At 65.7% G+C, this 26465-nt stretch carries 15 protein-coding genes; 13 read left to right on the top strand and 2 right to left on the bottom strand.

The window, feature by feature from the left end:
- Entirely contained in the window at positions 1–5019 is a 5019-nt protein-coding gene (locus FCT00_RS12800) for a cadherin-like domain-containing protein (protein WP_138423338.1), read from the bottom strand.
- Between the two features lie 312 nt (positions 5020–5331).
- On the opposite strand from FCT00_RS12800, the gene FCT00_RS12795 reads away from it, so the two are divergent.
- The 4 genes from FCT00_RS12795 (at position 5332) to FCT00_RS12780 (ending at position 13115) form a co-directional block, all read left to right on the top strand.
- A complete protein-coding gene (locus FCT00_RS12795) occupies positions 5332–6915 on the top strand; it encodes a GMC oxidoreductase (protein ID WP_138423337.1) in 1584 nt (527 codons plus the stop codon).
- Positions 6912–7934, top strand: coding sequence for a Gfo/Idh/MocA family oxidoreductase (locus FCT00_RS12790; protein WP_138423336.1), 1023 nt, complete (start codon positions 6912–6914; stop codon positions 7932–7934). Before FCT00_RS12795 ends, FCT00_RS12790 begins: the two co-directional genes overlap by 4 nt.
- Before the next feature lie 191 nt (positions 7935–8125).
- Positions 8126–9148, top strand: a complete 1023-nt coding sequence (locus FCT00_RS12785; RefSeq protein WP_138423335.1) for a peptidoglycan-binding domain-containing protein — start codon at positions 8126–8128, stop codon at positions 9146–9148.
- Positions 9138–13115 carry a hypothetical protein gene (locus FCT00_RS12780; RefSeq protein WP_138423334.1) on the top strand — a complete coding sequence of 1326 codons (3978 nt, stop codon included), beginning with the start codon at positions 9138–9140 and terminating at the stop codon, positions 13113–13115. Before FCT00_RS12785 ends, FCT00_RS12780 begins: the two co-directional genes overlap by 11 nt.
- Before the next feature lie 13 nt (positions 13116–13128).
- On the opposite strand, the gene FCT00_RS12775 is transcribed toward FCT00_RS12780, so the two are convergent.
- A complete protein-coding gene (locus tag FCT00_RS12775; RefSeq protein WP_171042980.1) occupies positions 13129–13626 on the bottom strand; it encodes a MarR family winged helix-turn-helix transcriptional regulator in 498 nt (165 codons plus the stop codon).
- A 107-nt stretch (positions 13627–13733) separates the two neighbouring features.
- Between FCT00_RS12775 and FCT00_RS12770 the strand changes: the two genes are divergently transcribed.
- The 9 genes from FCT00_RS12770 to FCT00_RS12730 form a co-directional block, all read left to right on the top strand.
- Positions 13734–14675: a hypothetical protein gene (locus FCT00_RS12770; protein ID WP_138423332.1), complete on the top strand. Its 942-nt coding sequence runs from the start codon at positions 13734–13736 to the stop codon at positions 14673–14675.
- The gene (locus FCT00_RS12765) at positions 14675–15940 is read left to right on the top strand and encodes a 2-hydroxyacyl-CoA dehydratase family protein (protein WP_138423331.1); all 1266 of its coding nucleotides are present in this window, start codon (positions 14675–14677) and stop codon (positions 15938–15940) included. Before FCT00_RS12770 ends, FCT00_RS12765 begins: the two co-directional genes overlap by 1 nt.
- Positions 15941–15996: 56 nt before the next feature.
- Positions 15997–17130, top strand: a complete 1134-nt coding sequence (locus tag FCT00_RS12760) for a CaiB/BaiF CoA transferase family protein (RefSeq protein ID WP_138423330.1) — start codon at positions 15997–15999, stop codon at positions 17128–17130.
- A 35-nt stretch (positions 17131–17165) separates the two neighbouring features.
- Positions 17166–18179 carry a TRAP transporter substrate-binding protein DctP gene (gene dctP / locus FCT00_RS12755; protein ID WP_138423329.1) on the top strand — a complete coding sequence of 338 codons (1014 nt, stop codon included), beginning with the start codon at positions 17166–17168 and terminating at the stop codon, positions 18177–18179.
- Between the two features lie 61 nt (positions 18180–18240).
- Positions 18241–18756, top strand: a complete 516-nt coding sequence (locus tag FCT00_RS12750; protein WP_138423328.1) for a TRAP transporter small permease — start codon at positions 18241–18243, stop codon at positions 18754–18756.
- A 3-nt stretch (positions 18757–18759) separates the two neighbouring features.
- Positions 18760–20037 (top strand): TRAP transporter large permease, encoded by a 1278-nt coding sequence (locus tag FCT00_RS12745; protein WP_138423327.1) that lies wholly within the window; start codon positions 18760–18762, stop codon positions 20035–20037.
- On the top strand, positions 20010–21215 hold the full coding sequence (locus FCT00_RS12740; RefSeq protein ID WP_138423326.1) for a cytochrome P450: 1206 nt from the start codon (positions 20010–20012) through the stop codon (positions 21213–21215). The genes FCT00_RS12745 and FCT00_RS12740 overlap by 28 nt, the downstream gene beginning before the upstream one ends.
- A complete protein-coding gene (locus FCT00_RS12735; protein WP_138423325.1) occupies positions 21212–22387 on the top strand; it encodes a cytochrome P450 in 1176 nt (391 codons plus the stop codon). The genes FCT00_RS12740 and FCT00_RS12735 overlap by 4 nt, the downstream gene beginning before the upstream one ends.
- Before the next feature lie 316 nt (positions 22388–22703).
- Positions 22704–26465, top strand: a 3762-nt coding sequence (locus FCT00_RS12730) for a beta strand repeat-containing protein (protein ID WP_138423324.1), incomplete at its 3' end; no start/stop codon positions are given.

Here is a 26465-nt window from a genome sequence, read left to right as displayed (position 1 = left end):
TCACAGCGAGTCGATGTCGAGGTAGAGTACGACGTCCTGAAAATCGTCGTCGCTCGACCCGAGCCGCATCTGATCTTCGAAGCCGATCCGGATCGCGCCCCGTCCATCGGACGAAATGCCGGAGACGACATGGTGCGCGCCATCTGGGTTCAGCGTCGGGTCGTGGCTGAAGAACACCCGAAGGCCGTCGAGCGCGGCACCGTTGCTGGCAAGATGGAAGCCGCCCGACCCGTCGGGCCGAAACGAGAAGGCGTCGGCATCGAACACGCTGGCCTCGATCTGGCGTGCGCCGTCCTTGATGAGGAAGAACCCGATGTCGTTCTCGGTCGTGCTGACGGACAGGGCAATCGGCCCGGTGGCCGTCCAGGCATCGCGTGCCAGAATTGCGACATGGCCGAGATTGCCGGACGGGTCGATTTCGTAGATGCCCACGCTGTTGCGGGCCGAGGACAGCGCCCCCGCCTCGAACGTGACCGTCATGTCGCCGATATTGTGCCCGGAAAAGAACGCCGGGGACATCACGCCGTTGATGTCGTCAGGGTCCACCCTCGCGCCCTCAGACAGGTCGGGAAGGTGCGCCTCGAAGGTGATCGTGGTGCCGTCGGCGCCGCGTGAAACAAGAAAATCGCCGTCCGCGAGCGGGGGAAGCGTGATGCGCCCTTCGGGTGTTCCGTCCCCATCGACGTCGACAAGCAGGGTGCCGTCGATATCCACCGACACGTTCGCCCGGGTGAACGAGCGGTCGGTGATGAGGATGGCGTCGTCCGCGCCGAAGCCGGGGATCGTGTCGCCGAGCAACGTGTCCAGCGTGCCCGCGATCAGGTTGCGCCCCGGCAGGAGGGTCAGTTTCTCGGCCTCGCTGGCGGTCGCGACCCGGTTGGCCGGCCCGTCCCCCGCCACCACGTCGAGCACCAGATCGGCGATACCGCCCGCCACTATCCCGAGCGAGGTATGGGCGACCGAAACCGTCAGCGCGCCCTGAGCCACCGACATGGCCTGTTCCGGCGGCAGGTAGACCCGTCCTTCTGTCTCGCCGTGGGCGATGTGGATGCGGGCGAACAGGCCGTCGAACGCAGGGGCGGCGGCCCCGGAGAAGGCAAGATCGACGAATTGCGGCCCCACGGACGGCGCGTCCGTCGTCAGCACGATTTCGAGGAGCGTGTCGCCGGTCTCATAAACCCCGGGCGCCGGGCTGCTCAAAACGCCGCGCACGGCGCGGGAACGATCCACCGTCACGTCGAGCAGGAAAATCCCGGCCTCGCCGAAGTCGGATCGGGCGAACTGGCGGTCCCGGTCGTAGACCTCCAACCGCACCTGATCCGTGGTCGCGTCGCTGCCCGAGGTGTGGACATAGGCGACCCGTTCGGCGGCGAGATCGGCAAGGCTGAAGACGCTGCCCTGATCCAGAAGCGTGGTGCCGAGGGCGATGAACCCGATCTCGGGCCGGTTCGCCACGCGCAGGAACACGTCCTCGGGCGCGCTGTCGCTGTCGGTTACGGGAATGTCGCCGACGCTCAGAACGATGCCGGTGTTCGCCAGCACGCCGACCGCTGCCGACCCGGCCCCCAGCACGGGTGCCGTGACATGGCCGGTGACGGTCGGGGTCAGCATGTCCGGGGCAGGGCGCGGCGCGGGGTTCGTGCCCACCGGGTCGAAGTCGGTTTCGGTCTCGGTCGTGCCGTGGATCGGTGACGAGGCGATGCGATGCTCGTGAACCACGAGGTCTTGCAGAGATATGTCGAGGGGGATCGCGCCTGCGCTGTCCGAGACGACGAGATCGACGTCGCGCAGCGTGCTGACGACTTCGCCGCGCGCGCCGGACACGCCGAAGTTGGGGTCGAAGTAACTCGTGACATTGCGCACCGTGCTTGCGGTTTCGGCGACATCCACCGCGCCCAGTGCCGAAAAGTCGAAATCGACCGCACCGCGCGACAGAAAGCGATGCACCCCATCCTCGCCCATGCCTTCGAACACGAAGGACTCGATGCTCGCGAATGCGAGGGTGCCGATGATGCCGCCGCCCGTGTCGAGATACTCGATCCGGCCGTCGGTCGTCGTGTCGAACACCACGTTCAGGCCTGCCGGAATGACCCGAGCGCCGCTGTCCAACTCGTCTGCGAACAGATAGTCGCGCAGGCCGGACCGCACACCGCCGGGGGCGATGAAATCCGGTGACGTGCGGAAGAGGCCGCTCAGATCGACGCGCAGCGTATCGGTGTCTGCGCCACCTTCGACGCGCCCCGTGACCATACCGCCCCGATTGGCGATCACCGTGTCCGATGTGAAGTTCTGCGGGTCGAGATACCTGTTGGTGGCGATATGGATGATGTCGTCGCCGTCGCCCGCGTCGAGCGTCAGGTTGCCCGCGAGCTTGGTCAGCACATCCGCGCCGGCACCGCCGTCGACCGTATCGTCACCGGCACCCGCGGCCACGATGTCGTCGCCGTCCCCCCCTTGGAACGTGTCGTCGCTTTCGGCGATGAAGTCGAAGCCCGAGGCGGTGTCATGGGCGCGGAAGTAGTGGTCGATGATGATGTCTACGCCGTCGCCGCCCTCGGCCCAGACGCTCGCCCGCTGCCGGCCGAGGTCCGTGTCGCTCAATTCGACGCGGATCACGTCATGCCCGGTGCCGCCCGCGACTTCGGTCAGGGCCGAGGCCGCCACGGCAGCGGCATAGTCGGGCTGGAAAATGTCGAGCCAGATCGCCTCGCTCACCGTGATCCGATCGTCGTCCGCGCCCCCGTCCAGACGCGAAAAGGCCTGACCGATCAGCTCGTCGTTGCCGTCACCTCCAAAGGCCTCGCCGGTGAATTGCGTGAGTTTGAGGATGTCGTTGCCGGTTTCGCCGAAGATCGACACGCCGCGCTGGGCGGGCGGCAGAAAGTCGAAGAAATCCCCGACGACTTCGAGCCAGTCGTTCCCGATCCCGCCCGAGATCGTCTTGCCCGAAATCCCGTTGTCGGCCATGCGCACGGTCGCGGAATCGTCGCCGTCGCCCGCGAGCAGTCCCCAGCCGATTTCGGTGAGCCCGTTGGTGCCGCGCGCCACGATGTCGTCACCGTCGCCGAGGACCAGCATCATCGCCCCGCCCCCCTGCATCCGGTCGTCGTCCGCGCCCAGATCGACGAGGCCGACACCGCTGATCGGATCGAAAGGCGTGGATGAGATCGGCGCGCCCACGTCTTCCACCCGGTCTGACCCCGCCCCGGTGCGCAACGTCGTGACGGTGCCGCCGCCTGACAGCGTGGTGAACACGCGGTCGTTGTCCTCGCCCGTGTCCACGATGGCGCCCGCGCTATGGAACACCACCTCGATCGTGTCGTCGCCCGTGCCGCTGGTCACGCTCCCGATCGCCTCGATGTAATCGTTGCCGGGTCCACCTTCCTGCACGACGGTCGCGACCGCAGGTGCTTCGCGCAGAATGTCGTCGCCTTGGCCGCCGCGCATGGTGATCGTGTCGCCGGCCGTGAAGCCCGAGAAATCGCCGCCGAGCACCCGGATCTCGTCATTTCCGGGGGTGCCTTCCGCGTCCGGGTCGGCCAGCGTGACGAGCACGGGCGACCCCTCCGGCACCGGCACCTCCCGGATCAGTGTCAGCTGGTAGGGCAGGTCGAACGGGCCGGTCGTCAGCGTGACCTCACGGCTCTGGCTGTCGAGCTTGATGACGTCGAGGAAGTTCAGTCCACCGTCCGGCACCTGCTCGGCCCAGAGCGCCTCGGAGACGAAGTTCGAGATGACGGCGTCGGGCGAGAACACCTCGCCGGGGTTACTGAGCGAGACCGTCTTGATCTGGAACTTCGCCTGCCCGGCGGTCGCGCTTAGCGACATGACCGGGGCCAGCCTTAGATCGCTGGTGAAAGTCCCCGTCATGCTAAATTGCACGGTCGGGCGTTCGCCGGGTTCGAGCACGTCGAGTTCAGCATCGGAGAATGTCATCGGGTCCGACAGGGTCGCGATCCGCGTCACGTCACCGACCGTCACCTGATACTCGATCTCGCCCGGTTCGAACCGGATATCCTGCAACAGCTCCAGCCCGAGGTTGAAGGTGGAATCGAAGACGACCACCTCGGCATTCGGGGCCAGCGGCAGGGCGTCGTAGGCGTCCTTGAGTTTGTCGCGAAGTCGCGCGGGTATGGCGAGGTGCTTGAGCGTCGTATCGAAGACGTCGACCTCCAATACGTCGATGAACCCGAAAAGCTCCACGTATTTCGCCAGCGCCTCGCCCCCGATACCGCCGGTCGGCACGGTGGCGGCGACGAAGGCGCCGAGGGTCTGCGCGAGGGCGTCAAGGTCGAATTGCGCGTCGATCAGCGGGCCGGATTTGACCGTCAGGTCGATGACGGGTGCGCCGCCCGACGTCCCGGCACTCTCGCCCGGTGCGTAGGCTACATCGACGGGCGTCGCGTTGAGCGGGTTCAAAATGATGTCGATCAGCCCATCGACCGCCACGATCTGCGTGTTGCTGGCCATGTCGGGCAGGTAATCGGCGGTGTCGAACAGCGTCAGCCGCCATTCCTCGCCGGTCGCATCGGCAAGGCTGACCGAGCCGGAGCCGATGTCGTAGCTTTCGCCGGTTTCGAACCACGGCAGATGGGCCTTTACGTTCGAATAGTCGACCTGACCGTCGAGGTAGAGTTCGGCCTTGAGATCCGAGGTGAACACCTCGCCGGTGAACTGCGCCGCCGCGGTGTTGCTGCCGAAGGCGAAGGTGACATCGGCGTCGTTCAGCCGTTCATGGTCACCGAGGTAGAAGAGGTTGAGATCGTAACTCACCGCGCCCGTGTTCAGGGCCGAGGCCGGGGTATAGACGACGCCGGTATCGAAGCTGGCCGTGGCGGACCCGCTGACGAGGCCGGACCCTTCGGGGATGTCGAACAGATCGAAGCTCGGGTCGATGAGGTCGGCCAGACCCAACCTGTATTCCGCCTCGGACAGGGCCGCGAACAGGTTGCCGCCCCTCAGGCTCGAAAATGAAATGTCGAATGTATCGAAAGCCCGCAGGCTCGTTAAATCTGACAATGGGCCCCCCGGCTCGAATGCTCCGTTCCAATAGCCTGAAACAATTCGGTAACTATGGCCCGATAACCGGGTTCGATCAAGGAAGCGGTCGCCGGAACGCCTGACGGTTTGCCGGGGGTGAGAGAACGCTCAGCGCGCCCCGTGTTCCGGATCTGCGCGCTCTGCGTTGACGCACGTGCCGCCCGTCCCGTGAGCGATTGCCTGCGCGGGCATCACTTGCGCGCCTGCCACGCCGGCGACCGCACGCGCCCCGGCGAGCGCGACGTTTTCCCCGTTGACCGAAACCGGAACATACCTAAAACCGATCCTGCAATGATATTTCAAGCCAACACCGCCGACGTTCCGGCCAGCATCGAAGTTGACCTTTGTATCGTCGGAGCGGGCGCGGCGGGCCTGACCCTAGCGGACGAGCTTGCCGGGACCGGCCTGAAGATCGCCATTCTCGAAACGGGGGATATAGGCCGCGACAAGGACGCGCAGGTCTTTTCGGATACGGAAAGCGTCGAGAAAGCCGTGCCGCGCAACGCGCGGATACGGCAGTTCGGAGGATCGACGACCGCCTGGTCCGGCAAATGGCTTCCGTTGATGCCCGAAGACCTGAAAGGTGCCGCGTGGATCGAGCGGAGCGGTTGGCCGATCACGCCGGAGGAGTTGGCGCCTTATTACGAGCGCGCCTCGCGCCGTCATAAAGGTCCGGCGCCCGAGGACTTCGCGCAATGGACCGCCCCGACCGAAGGCGACGCGGACGCGCGGCGGCTGAAGCCCGCTTCGGTCTATTGGCTTGGGAAGAACCAACTCGATTTCGGCCAGACCGTCGGCAAGGTCGCCGCGAACAGCGAAACGATCGCGGTCTATCTGAACTGCACGGCGACGGAAATCGTTCTGACCGACGATCATTCGGGTGTCGCCGCGCTCAAGGCCCAGACCCTGCGCGGCAAGACCTCGTTTCAGGTGATTGCGCGCGATTATGTTCTGGCATCGGGCGGTATCGAAAACGCAAGGCTACTGCTGGCGTCCAAAAGCCAGATCGAAGGCGGGGTCGGGAATGCCCACGACAATGTGGGGCGGTTCTACATGGACCACCCCAGTGGGAATGTCGCGAAAGTCGTTCTGGCCCCCGGCAAGACCTTTCCCGACGATCTCGGCATGGCGATCCCGTCGAATGGGCGCGACCGGATGGACATCGGCTCCTACATGGCGCGGCGCATTCGCGAGAAGGGGCGGCTCGTGAATGCCTATTTCGTCTGGCGACCGGCGCTCGACGTGGTGCCGACCGACGATATCCGAAAGCTGTTTTCAACGCTCGTGCTGATCCGCCATCGCCCGACACAGTTGAAACTCTATCGCGAGCTTTTGCGCGATGTCTTCAAGGTGCCAAAGGGCCTTGCGGTGCGGTATCTCTGGTTCCTCCTGACGAAGAAGGCAGGGCTCAGGGGGCCGGACCGGACCTTTCAGATCAATTATCACATCGAAATGGCACCGGACCCCGAAAACCGGGTCACATTGTCGGACACCCCCGATCCGCTCGGGCATCCTCTTGCGAAAGTCCGGTGGAAGGCGTCTGAGGCCGAATTGCACTCGGTCCTCGAACTGCACGACGAACTTCAGGCCCTGCTCGCGGAGACCGGCGCGGGTATGCTCATCTGGACGGCGGGGCAAAGGCCCGAGGCCGCGGACCTGCCCTATTCCAGTGCATCGCATCACATGGGCACGACGCGGATGGGCGCGCGGCCAGAAACCTCGGTTGTCGATCCGGATTGCCGCGTGCATGGTATCTCGAACCTGCATATCGCCGGGTCTTCGGTGTTTCCGACCGGCGGCTTCGGCAACCCGACATTCACAATCGTGGCCCTGTCCATTCGTTTGGCGGACCGCCTTAAGGAAAAGCTGTTATGACACCGAAAATCTCTATCGTGGGCGCAGGCACGCGCGTCAGGTCGACGGTTCTTCCCGCCATCCTTGCGCTGGGCGACACGGTCGAGTTGGCCGGCATCCATTCCCGCAAGCCGCGGGCCGTGCCCCTGCCGGACGGCAGCGAGGTGCAGACGATCACGTCGTTGGAGGCGAAACACTTTGACGGCGTCGATATCGTCATCGTCGCCGTCAAACCGGCAGCGATCCGAAAGGTGCTCGACGCCCTGAACGCGGTGCCGGGGAAAAAGACCATGTCCGTCGTCATGGACACGCCGCCCCTTCGCTTGTCCGACCTCGTCAAGTCGCGCATGTTCCGGGGCTTCAAATCGGTCATTGTCGGGGAAGACTGGATCAAGCTGTCGCCGATCCTCGCCATCCGCGATCTTGTCGCCAGCGGTGCGATCGGTGACCCGAAACGCGTCACGCTCGATCGGATGAGCTATCGGTACCACGGGCTTGCGACCTTGCGGGCGCTTGCGGGGTCGCGCTGGTTTCGCTCCATGAAAGCGACCACGAAGAACGGCAAGGCCGCCTATGACATCGTGACCGGCAACGGCGTGCGTTGCGTCACAATCATGCCGCGCGACTACGACAACGGGGTCATCTCGGTCAGCGGCACGACGGGCTGGGTTTCCAACGATCCCGGCTTCGACGGCGAAGGCACCGGCCACGTCCTCGGCTTTCCGCAAGACCCGTCTGGCTGGCATCAGCCGACGACGCTCGACGGAACGCCCCTGCCGTCCGATCCGGTCGAGGACCATATGGCATCCCTGCCGCTGGCCTATCTCGAGGATCCGTCCATGATAAACCGGCTGAAGATCCGGGGGTATGCGCGGCTGATCGAAGACCTGATCGCCGGCAAGGTGGAGTACGACATCACCGATGGCCTTTACGATTTCGTCGCCACGACGGTCGTCGAGCGTCTGAAGCGGTTCCGCGATTTCGGCGCGGGCGGCGGTCAGACCAGCCTTCTGCGTGCCGTGCTCGCACGGCGTGGATAGGAGCCTTTGGTCGCGACCGAAACGCGCCTGCGCCTCTTCATCGCTGAGGCCCTGCCTATGATTTCAACGACCGGGCCAGCCCCCTTGCCCCAGTCATCCGACGTCGGATTTCGTCATTTAACGATCCCGTGCTAACCTGAACTTGCCGTGCGTTTTCACGGTTCGGGTCGGGACTCGAGGGGGATTATTGTATGACGTCCGTTCTTCGGCACTTGCCATTCGTCGTCGCGGCGTGGGCCTTTACGCTTTCGACACCGCTAATTGCACAGAACAAACCCAGCGATTTCCCCGGGTTGAGCGACGCGCGGGCCGCGATCAAACAGTATCTGCCGACCCGGCAGATGTTCTGGATTCTGTTCGACGCGGGGCAGGGCAACACGCCCTATGTGGCTTACTGCAAGGACTACGTGGGTGCGAAATCCGAGATGCAGGGGCGTGTCGTCGCGGCGCGCAACAACTCGCGCGCGCTGTCGTTCTTCACGTCGATCACCTCTCGGCAAGCGCAACTTCTGCCGCCCGACATGCTGGACATGGCGCTCGAGAACGACATCATCGACTGCGTGGGGTTCGGTGGCGATCCGGCCCCCGGCGCGGCGACCGGCCAGGCGAGCGCGGCGATCTACGACGAAGGCGAAATCCGCCGTGTCGCGCAGTCGCTCGGCGCGCCGTTGGACGACGACACCTTCTATCAGCGCCCCGGCGTGATGGACTGGTATCTCTACCGGGTGTCGAACGGCGATGTGCTTCAGACCCAGCAACTGCTCCGCTCTTTCCGGATCGAGGGCCAGCGCCGAAACCAGCCCGTCTTCGATCATTTCGCAGGGTTCCTTGCCGTGCGCGCCTATGAGCGCGTGGCCGATCCCACGATCCTCGCGCAGGCGGGCGAGGGGCGTGCCGCACGGGGGGAGTGCCGCGATATGGTCGAGTTCTGCAAGGGCATCCAGATGGAGCTCAGGCGCATGGGCCTTTACACCGGGGCCATCGACGGGATTATCGGCAGCGGCACGCAGGCCGCGATCCGCCGCATCGCCGCGACGCGCCCCGCCGCGAACCCGGCGGATCTGATCGATATGAACGACATGATCGGACCGCCCGGCGGCACGCCGCCCGCAGCCACGCCGACGCCCGAACCCGCGCCGACCCCTGCTCCTGCCGCGACCGAAACGTCAGGCGCCGACGACCTGCTGGGGGCAGGTAGCCTCGATGACTTCTAGGTCGGTCATCCGGGCGGCGTTTGCCTGCGTCATCCTCGCGGTGGCCCTGTTCGCAAGCCTGCCCGCGACCGCACAAACCCGTTTCGCGAGCGTGTTGGAGGGCGTGGGCCGACCGAATGCGGTAAAGATCAGCTACCCTGTCGATCCCTGCGGCGACCTGTATGCCGCGCTGTCGTCGCGGCTTGCCGAAACCGAGCTTCGGTTCGACGGTGGCGTTCTGGATACCGAGCCGTTCTTTCTGCACTTCTGCAACGAGAAGAAGGACGAATGGGTGGGCCGGATCACCGACGCCGTCACCGGCCCCATCACCGACGTCCAGACCCAGATCAACGCGGCCGTCGACCGTCAGGTGGCCGAACTGACCGGCGGGTTTTGGAAATTCGTGGCGGAACAGCTCTACGCGATCCTCCCGCCCGAGGCGCAGGCGAAATACGCGCCGGGGTCGCCCGAGATGGACGCGATGGCGGTCGAGTGGCTGAACGACGCCCCGGCGGAAGCGCAGGCCTATGCGTTGGCCTATTTCACGACCGGAGAAGACCGGGCATGGCTGTTGTCGGCATGGAAAACCTATGTCGATCTGACGAACGGCCAGTCCGCCGAAATCATCGCGGGGCTGCGCGGTCTGGCGGATACGGCACAGACCCGCGTGAACCAACTGCTTCGCGCCGGGCAGGAACTGGACGCCTCGCCCCCTGACACGCCGACCGCCGACGCCTTGGAAAAGGTCGGGCTGTCCGGCGAATGGATGGACAGGTTCAAGGCGAACGAAGGGCAATTGCGCGCGATCAACGAGACCTATCAACTCGGTCAGGCGGCGGCGGTCATTTATTCCGCCGTGGGCACGAACGAGCCGGTCAGTCAGGTTCAGGGCTTTCTCGGCCTCATGCGGATCGGGGGCGAAGTGGCCGGCACCGTCGGCGGACCGCTGACGCAGTTCATGGGCGACATCGTCATCGCCTATGTTGATGCGGCCGAGCAACTGCTGGCCGCCACACTGGCGCTCGAACAGAAGATCAACCAGCGCAACGGCTTTTGCCTTGGGGTCGGCGTGCCGTCGCGTGACCCCAAAGCGCAGTATTTCAACGACAAGGGACTGCTCGCCTGTCCGATGAAATACGGCACATGGCCGTTCAAGCACATCTACGTCACGCAGGGCGCGCAAGACGCCACCTACTATTTCTACAACGGCACGACGTTCCTCGAAGGCACGAATGGCACGGGGCGCGCAGGGGTTCTGGCGGCGATGGACCTGATCGACGCCGGTGCCGAGCTTGGCTATCCCATCGTGCGCGACCCGGACGATCACGTGAACCTGATCGGGTCGGTCTACAACACCTCGCCGCCCGGTGGCCCGCTGGCTTTGATGGAGGAGGCGCGCGACATCGTCGACGAGATCGAGGGCGGTATGGCTGCCCTGCGCACCCTCGTCGCGCCCGGCGACCGCTGTTCGCTCGACCAGATCGTCGGTGCCGCCGCCGCCGCGGTGGGTGAGACGCCCGAGGCGCTGGTCCGCCCCCTCGCGGTCGGAGGCGACAGGCTGGCCAAGGTCATCGCCGCCTCCTTCGTCGCGTTCGAGGGCGGCTTCGGCCCCGGTGTGCAACGCGGCGGCGACGCGATGGAGACGTATCTGGACCTCGCCGACAGGATCGGCGGTCTGTCGGTCGTGATCCTCGAGGGCCGGGTGCGTGACGAAAACGGGCGACCGGTGCCCGGCGCGATCCTCGACGTGTCGGTCGCGAATGGCGAAGAAGTGCGCGGATGCGAGGCGTGGCAGGCGAATGCCGCGGGCCGCTTCACCATCACCGCCTTGTCCGCCGGGTCTTTCCCGGTCGTTTCGGCCTCTGCCGAAACAGCGTCGGGGCGCGGGCCGACCGAACGGTTCCGGCGCGGCTATGTCCGGCGCAACGCGCTTTTCTACGAGCGTCGGGACGGCGGCACGACCGCGCGCACGGACATCGTGCTGACGGTGCCCATGCCGCAAGCCGAGACCCCCGAGACGGGGGCCAAGCCGCCGGAGCCCGCATCGCCCCCCGTGACCACCGGAGAGCCGGAGCAACCCGAACCGGATACCCCGGACTCCGAGGTTCTGGCTGCCTGCCTCGCCCTCGAACGCGGCATCCTTGAAACCGAGGCGCAGCTTCTGTCCGGCACCACGCCCGCTTTCAACCGTGTCGCCCAACGCCTCGATCCCCATGCCGGGGCGACGGGGCAGGGCGCGCTGTGTGACCCGCCGCTTGCCGACCGTCTCGCCGATCTGCGCAATCGCGTCGCGCAGGCGGAACGTGTGGCCGACGCGGCGCGGGCGGCCTTGGCCTCCTGCGATCAGGCGGCCCTGTCGCGTGCGGCGGCCGAAATCGCGGGGCTTTCCGGGGTGCGGCTGACGGCCCTGTCCGATCAGGTCCGGCAAGCGTCATCGCTCATCGCGACCTTCGAAACGGCGCGCGCCGACTACCGCGTCAACCGGCTGGCGCCCGCACGGTCCGGGCTGACCCGTGTCCTCGGCCAGTCGCGCGGCGCCACGCCGCCCCTGTGCCCGGCCTATGCGGACCGCGCCGAACAGGGATTGGAGCAGATCGCCACGCTGGAGGCGTTCTCGGCGCAGGTCACCGATGCGATCACCGTCTGCGACACCGCGCTCATGGATCGGCTGGCGGCGGCTAGCGCGGGGCGGGACCATCCGCTGTTTCAGGTCGAAATCGACAGGATCGCCGCCGGCAAGACGCTCTGCGCGCAAGCGCGTGCACGGGAGGAAGCGGATCGGGTCGCGGCGCAGGAGGCGGCCTGTAACGGCTTCCTCGCCCGCTTGAACAGCGCCCGGGCCGACTACCGCGACAACAAACTGGTCCCGGCCCAGACTGCGCTGGCCGAACTCAAGACCGACCTCTTGGTGCGGGGTCGGCAGTGCGACGGGCTTCTCGACCGGGTCGATCTGGGCCTGTCCAACATCGCGAAACTGAGGGGTCTGGAACGCGACCTGACATCGGCGGTCGCCGGGTGCGACATGGCGCGACTGGATGAGATCGAGGCGACAGCACGATTCGAAGGCCACCTCTGGTTCAAGACCGCGTTGGGTCGGATCGCAGCGGCGAAGCAGGACTGTGCGACCCCTGCGGCACCGCCCACCGTGTCGGACCCTTGTGCCGAGTTATCGCGGATGGAGGGCTATGTGACCACGGCGGTGGATCGGTCCAATTGGTCCGAAGCGCGCAGCCTTTTGGACGAGGCATTGGTGCTGGCCAACATGGACGAGGCGCTGACCTACTGCCCCGAACAGCGCGGCCGCGTGCAAGGGGCGGTCGCGGCCGTCGCGACCATCGAAAGCGCGCTGGCCGAGGTCGACCGCGCGGTCGGCACCTGTTACGGCGATCTTGCGGCGCTTGCCGCGCGGCTCGACGAGATCGCGTTCAACGTCGCCGCCCTCGACCGGGCGCGCACGCGGGTGGCACAGGCACAGCGCGACTGCGCGCAGGCCGTGGAACAGTCGGTCACCCGAACCCCGCCGCCCACGACCAGCCGCCCGACGTCGGGCGACAGCGACGACCTTGACGGGCGCTGGCGCGGCTCCGGCCAGATCCTCATTACCGGGGACGGAAAGACCTTTCCGTGGCCGATCAACGTCGACGTCACGGTGCGGAATGGCGTGGCGACGGGCAACCTGTTGTTCGAGAGCGACCAGATGCCGATCACGGGCCGGGTGTCGCGCGACGTGCTCGAGCTTCAGGGCACCATCACGAAAGACGGCGTCACGCTGTCGGTGGATTACGACGCACGGGCGCGCGGTAGCACGCTCGAGGCGCAGGGGTCGGTCCGGATGCCGGACATGGTCTGCGCCATGTCTGGGATCGGCGCGGCCATTGGCGGTGCGATCGCGGGGGCCACGTCGCTTGGCATGATCGAAGAGGACGAGCCGGAAGAACCCGATTGCCCGACCGCGACCTATACCTCGGACTGGACCGCGCGGCGCTGACGGCTTCTCGGGCTCAATCGTCCTGCGACGACGGGCTGATCGACACGCGGTCGGCCAGCCGGTTGTGCAGCTTTTCGAGCACCCGAAAGAACGCTTCCAGATCGTCCTCGGCGATGCCTTCGACGATTTCGTCGTTGAGCGGCATCGACAGTTCGCGGATCGAGGCGATCATGGCATGACCCTTGGAAGTCAGCGTGATCGCGTTCATGCGCCGATCGCCGGGCACCCGTTCCCGTTCGAGACAGCCCTGTTTTTCGAGCGACTTGACCAGCTTGGCGACCGCCGATTTCTTCATGGCGAGGTTCTCGGCCAGATCGTTCTGCGAAATGCCGGGGTTCACCCAGATCAGGCTGAGGATGCCGATGGAACCGGATTCAAGCTGGAGCGGCCCCCGGATCGACGCGCCGAAGGACCGCAGCATGGAATGCAGGTTGCGCGTCATGAACGGCAGGTCCCGCGCCAGCGGCCCCAGAATGACCCGGGTTCTGGCTGATTTCTGGTTATCGCTCACTTCGCGTCCTCCACGTTCCAGCAACGTCTCCAATCTGCCGGGCGATTGCAAGTGATTGACGCAGCAAGACAGTTCATTTAGTGAACGATATTGTGAGGGAGGACACCGTGCGAACAGGCGTTTTCGGCTTCGGCGCGCCATATGGCGTATTCGCGTCAATCGGTCTGGTGCCGGTCGATGTCACCCTTCACCGCACGCAAAGCCCCACAGCCGCCGACCGTTACATCGAACCGTTCATGGACCCGTTCGCGGCCTCGGTCCTGCGTGGCATGGTGGCCGGGGAATTCGACGATCTCGACGCGATCATCTTTCTGCGCGACAGCCCCGGCGCGATGATCGCCTGCCAATATGCGTTCGAGCTTGCCCGCCGGGGGGTGATGCCCGCCCAGGCCCCGACCCCTATCATGCTCAACATCCTGCCTGCGGATCATGCGGCGGCGGATCGCTTCAACCGGGCCGAGCTCGACCGGCTGACCGAGACGCTGTGCCGCCTCGGATGGGTCGCCGAGCCGGGGGCCGAGGGTCACGCCGGCGGGTTCGATTTCCTCGTGCAGGCCCAGTCCGCGGGGGAGGTCTCAGGCGAAAACGCGTTCGACACAAGGGCCGGGGTCGCGGCGGGTAGGATGGCGAAGGCAGCGCCTTACGCGGCCCAAGGGCCGAGGTTCGCCCTGTTGGGCGCACCCCTCGGAAATGGCGTTCTGCACGCGGCGCTCGACGCGTTGGGCACGCTCGCCATTGACCAGCAGGCTCTCGATCAGGCTCACGCAGCGCGGGGCACGGACCTGACCGCCGCGCTTCGGGCACAGGCCGCGAACCCGTTCGCAGCGCGGCAGCCGAAGCCGCTCTACCTTCCCGCCGTCGCCGACCTCCTGAGCGAACACCGGATCGACCGCGTGGTCTGGCAGGTCGACGCGCATGACGATCTCTGGGGGTGGCTGATGCCGCAGGTGCGCGCACTCTGCGCCGATCTGGGCGTCGGCTTCACCGATCTGGGGTTTCTGCCGCGCTGGCCGGAGCCCCGTGACATCGTGATCGGGGAGCGCGTCTGATGGCCTATGAACCGCTCGCCCTTTCCGCCGAGGCGATGGGATACCAGCGCGATTGGACCCGGTCCCTGCGGTCGCGGATCGAGAACGGGGCCAAGTTCGCCTTCGTCAACGCCGACACGCCGCATGAGATTTTTCACGCGATGGACATGCCGGTGGTCGTGAACCAATGGTGGTCGTCCGTGATCGCGGCCAAGCAACTGTCCACCTACACGCTGGATCGCGGCGCTGCGATGGGGTTTCACGACAGCCTTGCGAAATACTCGGCCATGGGCGTGATTTCCGCGCTGGACGGCGACCCGGACAAGCAGCCGTGGGGCGGATTGCCCGATCCTGCGATCCTGTGTGCCCGGCAGTCCTCGGACGACCAGCAGCGATTGTTCCAGATGTATGCGGACAAGGCCGGGGCGCGTCTGGCGCTTCTGCATTCACCCGCAGCGGCGGAGAACCTGAACGACTGGTGGGTGCGGGCCCGCAACGATTGGGAGGCGCTTTACGGCACCGCACGGCTCGACCTGATGCAGGCGCAGATCACCGACCTGATCGCAGACGTCGAAGAGATCACCGGGCGCAGGTTCGACCACGAAGGCTTCGGGGCCTACATGGAGCAGATCGAGAAGCAGGAGCTGATCTTCGAAGAGGCGAGCCGGATGATCGCGGCGGCCGAGCGGATGCCGGTCAGGATCGGCGAGCAGATTCCGAACGTGATGATCCCGCAGTGGCACCGCGGCTCGGATTGGGCCGTGGGTCATGCCGAACGGTTCCGCGACGCGGTGGGCGAGCGGATCGCGGCGGGGCGCGCGGTGGTCGATGACGAACGCGTGCGCATGATGTGGATCGGCGCGGGGCTGTGGTTCGACACCAAGTTATACACCGCCTTCGAAGAAGAGTTCGGCGCGGTCTTCGCGTGGTCGATGTATTTGCCCTTTGCAGCCGACGGGTATGTGCGGCGGTCCAAGGGCGACTATCTGCGCGCACTCGCCGCGCGGGTGGTGACGATGAACGAGCAGTTGCATCAGGCACCCTGGGCGAATGCGTGGCTGGTGAAACAGGCGCGCCACTACCGGATCGACCTTGCCGTGGTTCTGGTGCCCGAAGCCGACCGTCAGTCGGGCTATGCCACCAACTTCATCACCGAGGACTTGCGGGAAGCCGGGGTCGAGGTCGTCGAAATCCACGCCGACATGGTGGATGCGCGCAAATGGAACGGCACGCGCGCCAAGGCGGATGTGATCGACGGCATCCGCCGTGTGCGGGGTGCGACATAATGGCATTGACAGGCCGATAATAGTTCACAAAGATACATAAATAGGGAGGACGCGTTTTGACACGTGCGCTTGAGGGCTACACCGTCGTCGATTTCAGCCACGTCGTGGCCGGTCCCCTTGCGACTCATTTCCTCGCCCTGAACGGTGCCCGCGTCATCAAGATCGAAACGCCCACCGGCGACCTCCTGCGCAATTACTCACCCAATCAGGAAGAGTGGGGCATGGCGCCCGCGTTTCGCGGCATCAATATCGGCAAGGAAAGCGTATCTCTCGACCTGAAGGCCGCCGATGGGCTGGCGGCCGCGCAGCGGCTGGTCGCAGAGGCCGACATCGTGGTCGAGAATTTCCGGCCCGGCGTGATGGAGCGGCTCGGGCTGGGATACGAGGCGGCCAAGGCGCTGAACCCCGGCGTGATCTATTGCTCGGTCTCGGGCTTCGGCCAGACCGGCGAGATGCGCGATGTGGCCGCGATCGACCAGATCGTTCAAAGCCTGTCGGGGCTCATGAAGCTGTCGGGGAACGAGGGCGATCCCGCGATGCGGATCGGCTTTCCCATCGTCGACACATATTCCGGCCTGCTCGCGGCCTTCGCGATCCAGACCGCGATCATCCAGAAGGAACGCGGAATGGTCGAAAGTCAGAACGTGGATGTGGCGATGCTGGACGCGACGCTGGTCATGCTGTCCTCGGTGGTCAATCCGCTTCTCATGGCCGGGCAGCAGCACGTGCGCACCGGCAACCGGGGGTTCAGCCGGTCGCCGACCGCCGACACCTTCGCCTGCAGGACGGGTGAGATCACGGTGGGCGCGGTCGAGGATCACCACATCGCCAAGATGCTGGACGTTCTGGGCGTGGCGCACCTGCTGGACGATCCGCGCTTCGCGACCCGGATCGACCGGCTGCGAAACGCGGATGCGATGCGCGTTCACCTCGCCGCCGCGTTCGAGACCCGCGACGCGGCCGAATGGGAGGACGCGTTTCGTGCGGCGGGTCTGTCGGCGGCGCGGGTCATGGATATCGCGGAAACGGTGGCGATGCCGCATCTGGCGGAGCGTGACCTGTTCCTCGACATCGCGGGCGACAGGGTGCTGAACGCGGGCTTCCGGCTTGCGACCGGCGGGCCGGGAACCGAGCAGGGGGCACCCGAACTGGGCGCCCAGAACGAGATAACAGCAGAGACGGCGGTCTGAACCGCTCACATTCAACGACCTTCAGGGAGGAGAACATGAAGGATTTCATCAAGACCACGGTGCTTGGCGCCCTGCTTGCGACCGCAGGCAGCGCGGCTTTTGCCGAAACCGAGCTTCGGCTGTCGGTGGAAACGCCGCCGGGCCACGTTCGCAACCTTGCAGCCGAACGCTGGGCCGAGGCGATTTCCGAAGCCTCGGGCGGCGAAATGACAGTCGAGGTGTTCCCGGCGGCGCAGCTTTACAAGTCGGCGGACGCGATCCGGGCGCTCGCCTCGGGCGCGCTGGATATGTCGATTCAGGCCAACGTGACCATGAGCCAGTTCGAGCCCAACCTCTCGTTCTCGATCCTGCCGCTCTTCTTCGGACGCACGGCGGAGGAGGCCAACGCGATCCTGAACGGACCGATTGCCGACGAAATGGGCGAGATGCTGTCGAAAAAGGGCATCAACGTGCCGGGGGCGGCCTTCCTGTTCGCGCCTCAGCACACGGCGTTCACCACCGAAACGGCCGTGGACAGCTATGACGATCTGGCGGGCCTGAAACTCGCCACCCCGCCGTCGCCGGTCGTGGTTGCGGTGCTCAAGGAAATGGGCGGCTCGCCGCAGGCCGCGCGCCGCTCCGAGATCCCGCTGCTTCTGAGCCAAGGCCAGATCGACGGCATGGGCGGCGTGACGGAGCTGACCATCATCGGTGGCAAGCTGTGGGAATCCGGCATCAAGAACGTCTTCGCGGACAATGCGGGTTGGGGCTTTTACATGCCTGTCGTGTCGCAAGCGACGATGGACAAGCTGTCCGATGACCAGCAGGCGATCATCCGCGACACCTGGGCCGAAGTGGGTCAATGGGCGGCGGCCCACGCCGCCGAAGAAATGGCGTCGGCGCGCGAGACGCTGGCGGCGAACGGCGTGACCGTGGTCGATGCGGACCCCGAGATGGTGGCCGAAAAGCGGACCGCGCTGATCGAGCTTCAGGACAAGATCGTGGCCGATGGCGGCATGGATGCCGACTTCATCGGCCGCGTGACCGAGGCGCTCGACGGCTCGATGTGACAAGGCTTTCGCGCCGCTTCCGACATGGGGGCGGCGCGACCGTAATTCCGACAGGTATCGAATGATCCCCCGAATTCTCAACCTGTGGTCTCGGGTCGAGACCGTTCTGATCGGCGCTCTGCTCATCATCGCGCTCGCGGTGTTCCTTGGCGGCGGTCTCCTACGGATCGTCGCCCCCGCCTATGCGGTCGACTGGGCCACCGAGGTGTCGATCTACTTCATCATCTGGGCCACCGTGCTGGCAGGCGCCGCCATCGTGCAAGAGGATCGTCACCTGCACACCGAGGTGTTCATCGCCGCCCTCAGCCCCCGACTGCGGCGGGTGCTTGGCTGGGCGATGTCGATCCTGTCGATCGTCTTCATTGCGATCATGCTGATCTACGGCTGGCAGGCTTACGAATTCGCCAACCTTCTCGACGAACGCTCCGGCTCGTCCCTGCGCGCGCCGCAGGGGTTCGCGGTGTTCCTGCCGTTGCCTTTGGGCATGGCGCTGATCCTCATTCGCTGCGCGCTCATGCTGATGAACGGCCAGCGCCCGTTCGGCCATCTGTCGAACGCGCCGGACCGGGGGGAATAATCGATGGACGCCTTTATCGGGCTCGGGGGCATGCTCCTCCTCATGGCGCTCGGCGCGCCGATCTTCGTGGCGCTCGGCGCGACCGCGATGATCATGATCGCGATCGAAGGGCGGCCCCTGATGGATGCCGCCGCCCATACGGTCTCCGGCCTCAACTCACCCACCTTCGTTGCCGTGCCGTTCTTCGTGCTCGCGGCCACCTTCATGCAGAAGGGCGGGATCGCGCGGATCATCATCGACGCGGCGGAAACATGGGTCGGCCATTTCAAGGGCGGGCTGGGGCTGGTCGCGGTGATCGCGACCACGCTGTTCGCCGCCATTTCCGGCTCCTCCGTCGTGACCGCGATGGCGATGGGCACCTTCCTGATCCCGGCCATGGTCGCGCGCAACTACGACAGACCGTTCGCGCTGGGCCTCGTCGGCGCGTCGGGCACGATGGGAATCCTGATCCCGCCGTCGCTGTCGATGATCCTCTACGGCCTGATCGCCGAGGAAAGCGTGCCGCGCCTGTTCATCGCGGGCGTCGTGCCCGGCCTGATTCAGGCGATGCTGCTTGCCGCGTGGGTGATGTTCTATTCCCGGCGCAAGGGCTATGCCTCCGGCGTGCGTGCGACGCGGGAGGAGTTCATCCGCAAGAACCTGAAGGCGATCCCCGCCGTCGCGATCCCGCTCTTCGTCTTCGTGGGCATCTATTCCGGCTACACCACCGTGACCGAAAGCGCGGGCGTCGCGGCCGTGGCCAGTATGCTGGTCGCCGTCTTCGTCTACCGCGAAGTGTCGCTCAAGGACGTGTTCGCGATGACCGCCGAGGGGATGAAAGCCGCCTCGGCCGTGTCGTTCATCGTCATGTTCGCGTTGCTCTTCGCCCACTGGATCACTGGCTCGGGCGTGCCGACGAAACTGGTCGAATTCGCCATCGGGCAGGACCTGAAGCCTTGGCAATTCCTGCTCGCGCTCAACATCGTGATGCTCGTGCTCGGCATGTTCCTCGACGCCATCGCGGTCATGCTGATCGTGACGCCGATCATCCTGCCGGTGCTGGGGCCTTTGGGCATCGACCCGGTGCACTTCGGCATCGTGCTGATCGTCAACATGGAGATCGCGTTCCTCACCCCGCCGATCGGCCTGAACCTCTTTGTTCTGTCGTCGATATCGAAGGCGCCGATGTCGGAGGCCATACGCGGCATGATCCCGTTCGTCCTGATTATGGCGTGCTTCCTCATCCTTATCACCTATGTTCCGGAGATCACCCTATGGCTGCCGAACAGATTGATGAACTGAGGTCCGTCTGGGACCCGCACGACCCGGAGACCATCGAGACCTATCCGGCGGTCTGGCGCGCGCTGCGCGAAAGCCACCCGGTCGCGTGGAGCGACAACTGGGGCGGGTTCTTCACCGTGATGCGCTACGACGACATTCTGGCGGTCGAGAAAGACCCCGAGACGTTCACGGCGACCAAGCTGTCCATCGTGCCCGCGTCGCCGAAGCTCGGCCTGCCGCGCCTGCCGCTGCAAAAAGACCCGCCCGAAAGCGAGCGGTATCGCAAGGCGATGAACCCGTCTTTCAAGGCCAACAAGATCAAGACCTTCGAGCCGCAGTTGCGCGACCTCGTGGAACGACTGGTGGCGGACGCGAAGGGGGCAGACGCAGCGCAGGTCAACTTCCCCGGACAGATCGGGGAACCGATGAGCCAAGGCTCGCTTGGCTTGATCGTCGGCTTCGACACCGAGGAGTCGCTTGAGATCGGGCGGCTGTCGGCGACCTATGTCCACGCGATCCAGAACCGCGACATGGGCACCGCCGCCCGCATGTCCAAAGGCGTCGATGCCTTCGCCATCAAACTGGCCCAGAGCCGGATGGAGGAGCCGCGCGACCCGGAGGAGGACATGGTCTCTTCGATCATGGCCTATCCCGGCAAGGGCGAGCCGTTTTCCGAGACCGAGCTTGCGGGCATGGTGCGGCTGCTTTTGGTCGGCGGGCACATCGCGTCGCGCTGCCTGATGAATTCGCTGGCGTGGCACCTGGCCACCAACCCTGAGCACACACAGCTTCTGCGCGACGAGCCTGAGGCGAAAGCGACCTTCCGCGATGAAATCTTGCGGTTCTATCCGGCGAACCAGAGCCTTGCCCGCGTGGCGACCAAGGACACGGTGCTCAACGGCACGTTCATTCCCAAGGGCACCCCCGTCGCGATGAACTATGCCTCGGCCAACCGCGACCCGCGCGCCTTCGACGACCCCGAAACCTTCGACCCGCGCCGCAGCCCGAACCGGCACATCACCTTCGGCTACGGCACGCATATGTGCATGGGGCAGGCGATGGCGAAATTGCAAGTGGACGCGATGACCGACGTCCTGATCGCGCAGCCCGGATTGAAGGTCGTGGGAACGCCGACATGGGGCCGCTGGACCGAATTCGGCATCAACACCCTGACGCTCGACATGCGAGGTGACGCATGACCCACAAGGTGGATTTCAAGGTTCCCGAAACCGAGGATTTCGATAGCCCGCACGCGCTCTTCGCCGAGTTGCGCAGCCATTGCCCGGTCGCGTGGAGCGACGACATGGGCGGGTTCTGGGCGGTGACGAAGCACGCCGACGCGAAAGCGGTGCTTGAGAACTGGCAGATGTTCACCACCACGGTGCAGAACGTGGTGCCGCGCGTGGCGACGACCCAGCGCCGCCCGCCGCTTCACCTCGATCCGCCCGCGAACACGCCCTACCGCAACGCGATCCAGCGGTTTCTGACACCGGCCCGCCTGTCCGAGTGGGAGCCGCGGCTCGAAACCATGGTCGCGCGCTTCCTCGACCCGTGGATCGCGGCGGGTGGGGGCGATATCTGCAAGGACTTCTCGTTCCTTCTGCCCATCGCGCTGCTTGCCGAGTTCTTCAACCTGTCGCCGGACAAGGCCGAACTGATCCGCGAGGTCGGGGCCGAATTCAACATGGCGCTGCAACGGCAGGACTTCGACCTGCTGCGCCAGAAGTCGGACGAGCTTTACGACATCGCCGCCGACCTGATCGCGGACCGCCACGCCAACCCGCGCGACCCCGACCAAGACCCGACCGCGAGCCTGCTTGCGGTGCGTGTCGATGGCGAACCGCTGGCCGACGACTTGATCCTCGGCGCGCTCCGGCAATTCCTGTTGGTCGGCATCATCGCGCCCACGACCTTCATCGGCTCGATGGCGGTGCATCTGGCACGCCATCCCGAACACCACGCCGAGCTTACCGAACATCCCGATCTGGTGCCCGAGGCGCTCGAGGAACTTCTGCGCCTTTACACGCCCTATCGCGGCTTCGCCCGCACGGCGCGAGAGGATACCGAGATCTCGGGCTGTCCCATCGCCAAGGGCGACCCGGTCGCCATCGTGTTCACCTCGGCCAACCGGGACGAGGAAGTGTTCCCCGAGGCCGATACCTACCGGCTCGACCGCGAAGCGCGCGACCTTCTGACCTTCGGCCGCGGTCCGCACATGTGCCCCGGCGCCCCGCTGGCCCGCGTTCTTTTGCGCGAAACGCTGCGGCAGTTGACGCAAAAGACCCTGCGCCTCGAACAACGTGGCGGGATCGAAATGACCAATTGGCCGGAATACGGCCCCCTCAGCGTGTCGTTCGATGTGATTGTGTAGGGGAGAACGAGCGAGCTGGTCGTGTCAGGCGCTCGGCCCGCGCGGTGCCACCCGGACCCCGCAAGACGAGACTGCGCTTACCGCTGGTTGGCTCAACGGTAAGGCTTCGCCGAACGCGCTCCATTCCGCCTCACCGCCGGACGGTGTGCCGATGACTTGTGCAATCCCGCTGTTCATTATCCAAAAGGTTAATCGCAAAGTTATTGCGGGATCAGATACGAGCCTTACACTCTCCGTATTGGGTGAGTGCTAAGTAGGCGCCATTTTCCGGCGTTTTGACACTTATTTTATCAATGAATTTGCGGGAGGGCGCCTCATGGCCGCGCGTATTGTCGATCTTTCCTTTCTGACCCCGTCCTTGGGATTCACCGTTCAGGGTGACCTTGCGGGCGATTTCGCCGGTTTCAGCGTCTCCGCCGCCGGGGACGTCAACGGCGACGGTCTGACGGACTTCGTCATCGGGGCGTCCGGTCAAGACGCGGGCGGCTTCGGCGCTGGAGGCGCCTATGTGCTCTTCGGTCGCAACGACGGGTTCTCGGACATCGACCTTAGCAGCCTGACCGCCGGCGATGGCTTCTTCATTCAGGGTCATTCCGTCGGGGACACCGCCGGATTTGCGGTCTCCGGCGCGGGGGACGTGAACGGCGACGGGTTCTACGACGTGATCGTCGGGGCCTATGGCAACGATGCGGGCGGGACGTCCGCCGGGGCGGCCTATGTGATCTTCGGCAAGGGCACCGCGTTTTCGACGGTGGACCTGAGCACGCTTCCCCTGACCGACGGGTTCACGATCATCGGTGACGACGCGGACGACTTCGCCGGTCGCGCCGTCTCCTCCGCAGGCGATGTGAACGGCGATGGGATCGACGATTTCATCGTCGGTGCCTCCTACGGCGATGATGGCGGCGCCTTCGCTGGTGAGGCATATGTGATCTTCGGCAAGACTACGGGCTTTTCGAACATCGACCTGTCGTCCTTCGCGGCATCCGACGGCTTCATCATTCAGGGCGACGAAGCGGGCGATCACGCCGGGATTTCGGTCTCTTCCGCCGGTGACATCAACGGCGACGGCTACGGCGACATCGTGGTCGGCGCCGTAAATGGCGATGACGGTGGCACGCAAGCGGGCGAGGCCTACGTCATCTTCGGACGCAACGTGGGCTTCACGAATATCGACCTGACCGGGCTTGCCCTGTCGGACGGCTTCATCATTCAGGGCGACACAGGCGGAGATTTCGCCGGTCGATCGGTCTCGGGTGCGGGCGACGTGAACGGCGACGGCTACGACGACATCATCGTGGGGGCCTATGGCGGCGACGACACCGCTTCCTCGGCAGGCGAGGCCTATGTCCTCTTCGGCAAGGCCTCGGGCTTCACGAACATCGACCTGACCGGCCTGGCGGCGAGCGACGGGTTCATCCTGCGCGGCGGCGCGGCGGGCGACTTCGCCGGATACTCGGTCGCCAACGCGGGCGACGTCAACGCGGACGGCTACGACGATATGCTCATCGGGGCCTACGGTCAGAATGACGGTGGCAACAACGCGGGCGCGGCCTATGTCGTGTTCGGCAAGGCTTCCGGCTTCGGCACGGTCGACCTTGCCGCGCTCGGAACCGGCGAAGGCATCGTCATCACCGGCGACGAGGCCGACGACCTGGCCGGTCAGGCGGTCGCGGGGGTGGGCGACGTGAACGGCGACGGCATCGACGACGTCCTTATCGGGGCGTCCGGCGGCGACAACGGCGGTGCGGGCGCTGGCGAGGCGTATGTCGTCTACGGCGGTTCGGCGACCGGCTTCGGGGCGCGTGTCGAACTCGCCTCGCTGGTCGGAGACTACGGGTTTTCCGTTCGGGGCGTTTTCCCCGAGATGCAGGTGGGTTGGGCCGTGTCCGGAGCAGGCGACATGAACGGCGACGGGATCGACGATTTCGTGGTCGGTTCGCCGCATCCCGGTCTCGGCAACGGCGCCGCCGATGTCGTCTACGGTCGGGTCGGCGGATACACCGACTCCGACATCATCCCCTTGGCTGCCTCGAACGGTTTCCGGGCGATCGGCGAAGCGGTCGACGATTGGGCCGGTTACGCCGTGTCCTCCGCAGGTGACGTGAACGCGGATGGGTATGACGACCTGATCGTCGGCTCACCCCACTATGGCGGCAGCGACGAAGGTCGCGCCTATATCATCCATGGCGGCGTCGGTCTTGCGCCCTGGGGTGGGGTCACGCGCAACGTGATCCTGAACGGGAACGGCAACGCGAATGCCGGTTTCTCTGTAGCGGGTGCCGGAGACTTCAACGGAGACGGCATTTCCGACGTGATCGTCGGTGCTCCGGCGAACGATGACGCGGGCAACGACGCGGGCGAAGCCTATGTGCTTTTCGGCGGTGTCGGCGGCATCGCCAATCTCACCCTGTCGGATACCGGCGCGCTTACCCCCGATAAAGGGTTTGCCATCTGGGGCGATGCGGCAGGTGACCTTGCCGGGTTCGACGTGGCACGCGCGGGCGACGTGAACGGCGACGGGTTCGACGACGTCCTTGTCGGCGCGTTCTACGGCAGCGACGGGGGCGCGCTCGCAGGCGAGACCTACCTTATCTTCGGCACGTCCAGCGGGATCGCAGACATCGACCTGACCGGACTGTCGGCGTCGATCGGGATCATCATTCAGGGTGACGCCGCTGGCGATCGGCTGGGCACCAGCGTCTCCTGGGCGGGTGACGTCAACGGCGACGGCTTCGACGATATTATTGTCGGTGCCTATGCCGGGGATGACGGCGGCGTCGATGCGGGCGAAGCCTATGTCCTGCTGGGCAAGGCGTCCGGCTGGAGCAATATCGACCTGTCCAGCCTCTCATCCTCCGACGGCTTCAAGATCGTCGGCGGCTTGGCTGGCGATGGCGCCGGGGTCAGCGTCTCGAGCGCCGGGGACATCAACGGCGACGGCTTCGACGATATGGTCGTCGGCGCGCGCGGCGTGGATATCAACGGCACGGAATCCGGCGCAAGCTACGTCATCTTCGGAAAGGCGTCCGGCTTTTCGGACATCGACCTGGGCGATCTCGCCCCGTCCGAGGGGTTCATTATCGTCGGTGAAGCCGACAGTGACTGGAACGGTCATGCGGTGTCTGCCGCTGGCGACGTGAACCACGACGGGCTCGACGACCTGATCGTCGGGTCGCCCATGAACGATGAATACACGACGAATTCGGGCAAGGCCTATATCATCTACGGACGGCGGGCGTCGTCCGAGGTTACGCTGACCGGCACCGACATCGGCCAGCGGATACTCGGGGGACATCTGGACGACATCCTGAACGGCCTTGGCGGCGAGGACGATCTTCAGGGGGGTGACGGGGACGACACGCTCGACGGGGGGGATGACGATGACCGGGTGCTGGGGGGCACGGGTTCGGACACGCTCAGGGGCGGGGCCGGGCGCGACTGGGTTCGGGGTGGCGACGACGGCGACATGATCGAAGGTGGGGATGACCGCGACTGGCTGTTCGGTGACGACGGCGACGACGATCTCGACGGGGGCGAGGGCGCGGACCGGCTCGAGGGCGGCGCGGGGGCCGATGACCTCGACGGCGGGGTCGGGGGCGCGGATCTGGCGGTCTACAAGAAGTCCGCGGCGGGCGTGACCGTCGATCTCGGCGCGGGCACCGGCACGGGCGGCGATGCGCAGGGCGATACGCTCACCGGCATCGAACGGGTGATGGGGTCTGACCATGGCGACACGCTTACCGGCGACGCGAATGCCAACCTGCTCATCGGGCGCGGCGGCGACGACGTGCTGACGGGCCTCGGCGGGCGCGACAAGCTGCGCGGCGACGCGGGTGAAGACGAGCTCTACGGCGGCGACGAGCGCGACGTGTTGGAGGGCGGCGCCGACGACGACATCCTCGACGGCGGCGATGGCGACGACCGGCTCACCGGCGGCGCGGGGGGCGACGACATCGACGGCGGCGCGGGCGAGGACACGGCGCTCTACACCGGGTCGGGTTCGGGGGTGACGATCAGCCTCGCGGCGGGCTCGGCCTCGGGCGGCGACGCGACGGGCGACACGCTGACGGGCATC

Origin of the sequence: Maritimibacter alexandrii, from assembly GCF_005871115.1 — a bacterium.
GTDB lineage: Bacteria > Pseudomonadota > Alphaproteobacteria > Rhodobacterales > Rhodobacteraceae > Maritimibacter > Maritimibacter alkaliphilus.
This window is presented reverse-complemented; position numbering and strand designations above follow the sequence as displayed.

Bases quoted from the DNA above. Each gene is read 5' to 3' on its own strand.
- FCT00_RS12795 (WP_138423337.1), top strand. From the start codon at position 5,332: ATGATATTTCAAGCCAACACCGCCGACGTTCCGGCCAGCATCGAAGTT.
- FCT00_RS12790 (WP_138423336.1), top strand. From the start codon at position 6,912: ATGACACCGAAAATCTCTATCGTGGGCGCAGGCACGCGCGTCAGGTCG.
- FCT00_RS12785 (WP_138423335.1), top strand. From the start codon at position 8,126: ATGACGTCCGTTCTTCGGCACTTGCCATTCGTCGTCGCGGCGTGGGCC.
- FCT00_RS12780 (WP_138423334.1), top strand. From the start codon at position 9,138: ATGACTTCTAGGTCGGTCATCCGGGCGGCGTTTGCCTGCGTCATCCTC.
- FCT00_RS12765 (WP_138423331.1), top strand. From the start codon at position 14,675: ATGGCCTATGAACCGCTCGCCCTTTCCGCCGAGGCGATGGGATACCAG.
- dctP (WP_138423329.1), top strand. From the start codon at position 17,166: ATGAAGGATTTCATCAAGACCACGGTGCTTGGCGCCCTGCTTGCGACC.
- FCT00_RS12750 (WP_138423328.1), top strand. From the start codon at position 18,241: ATGATCCCCCGAATTCTCAACCTGTGGTCTCGGGTCGAGACCGTTCTG.
- FCT00_RS12745 (WP_138423327.1), top strand. From the start codon at position 18,760: ATGGACGCCTTTATCGGGCTCGGGGGCATGCTCCTCCTCATGGCGCTC.
- FCT00_RS12740 (WP_138423326.1), top strand. From the start codon at position 20,010: ATGGCTGCCGAACAGATTGATGAACTGAGGTCCGTCTGGGACCCGCAC.
- FCT00_RS12735 (WP_138423325.1), top strand. From the start codon at position 21,212: ATGACCCACAAGGTGGATTTCAAGGTTCCCGAAACCGAGGATTTCGAT.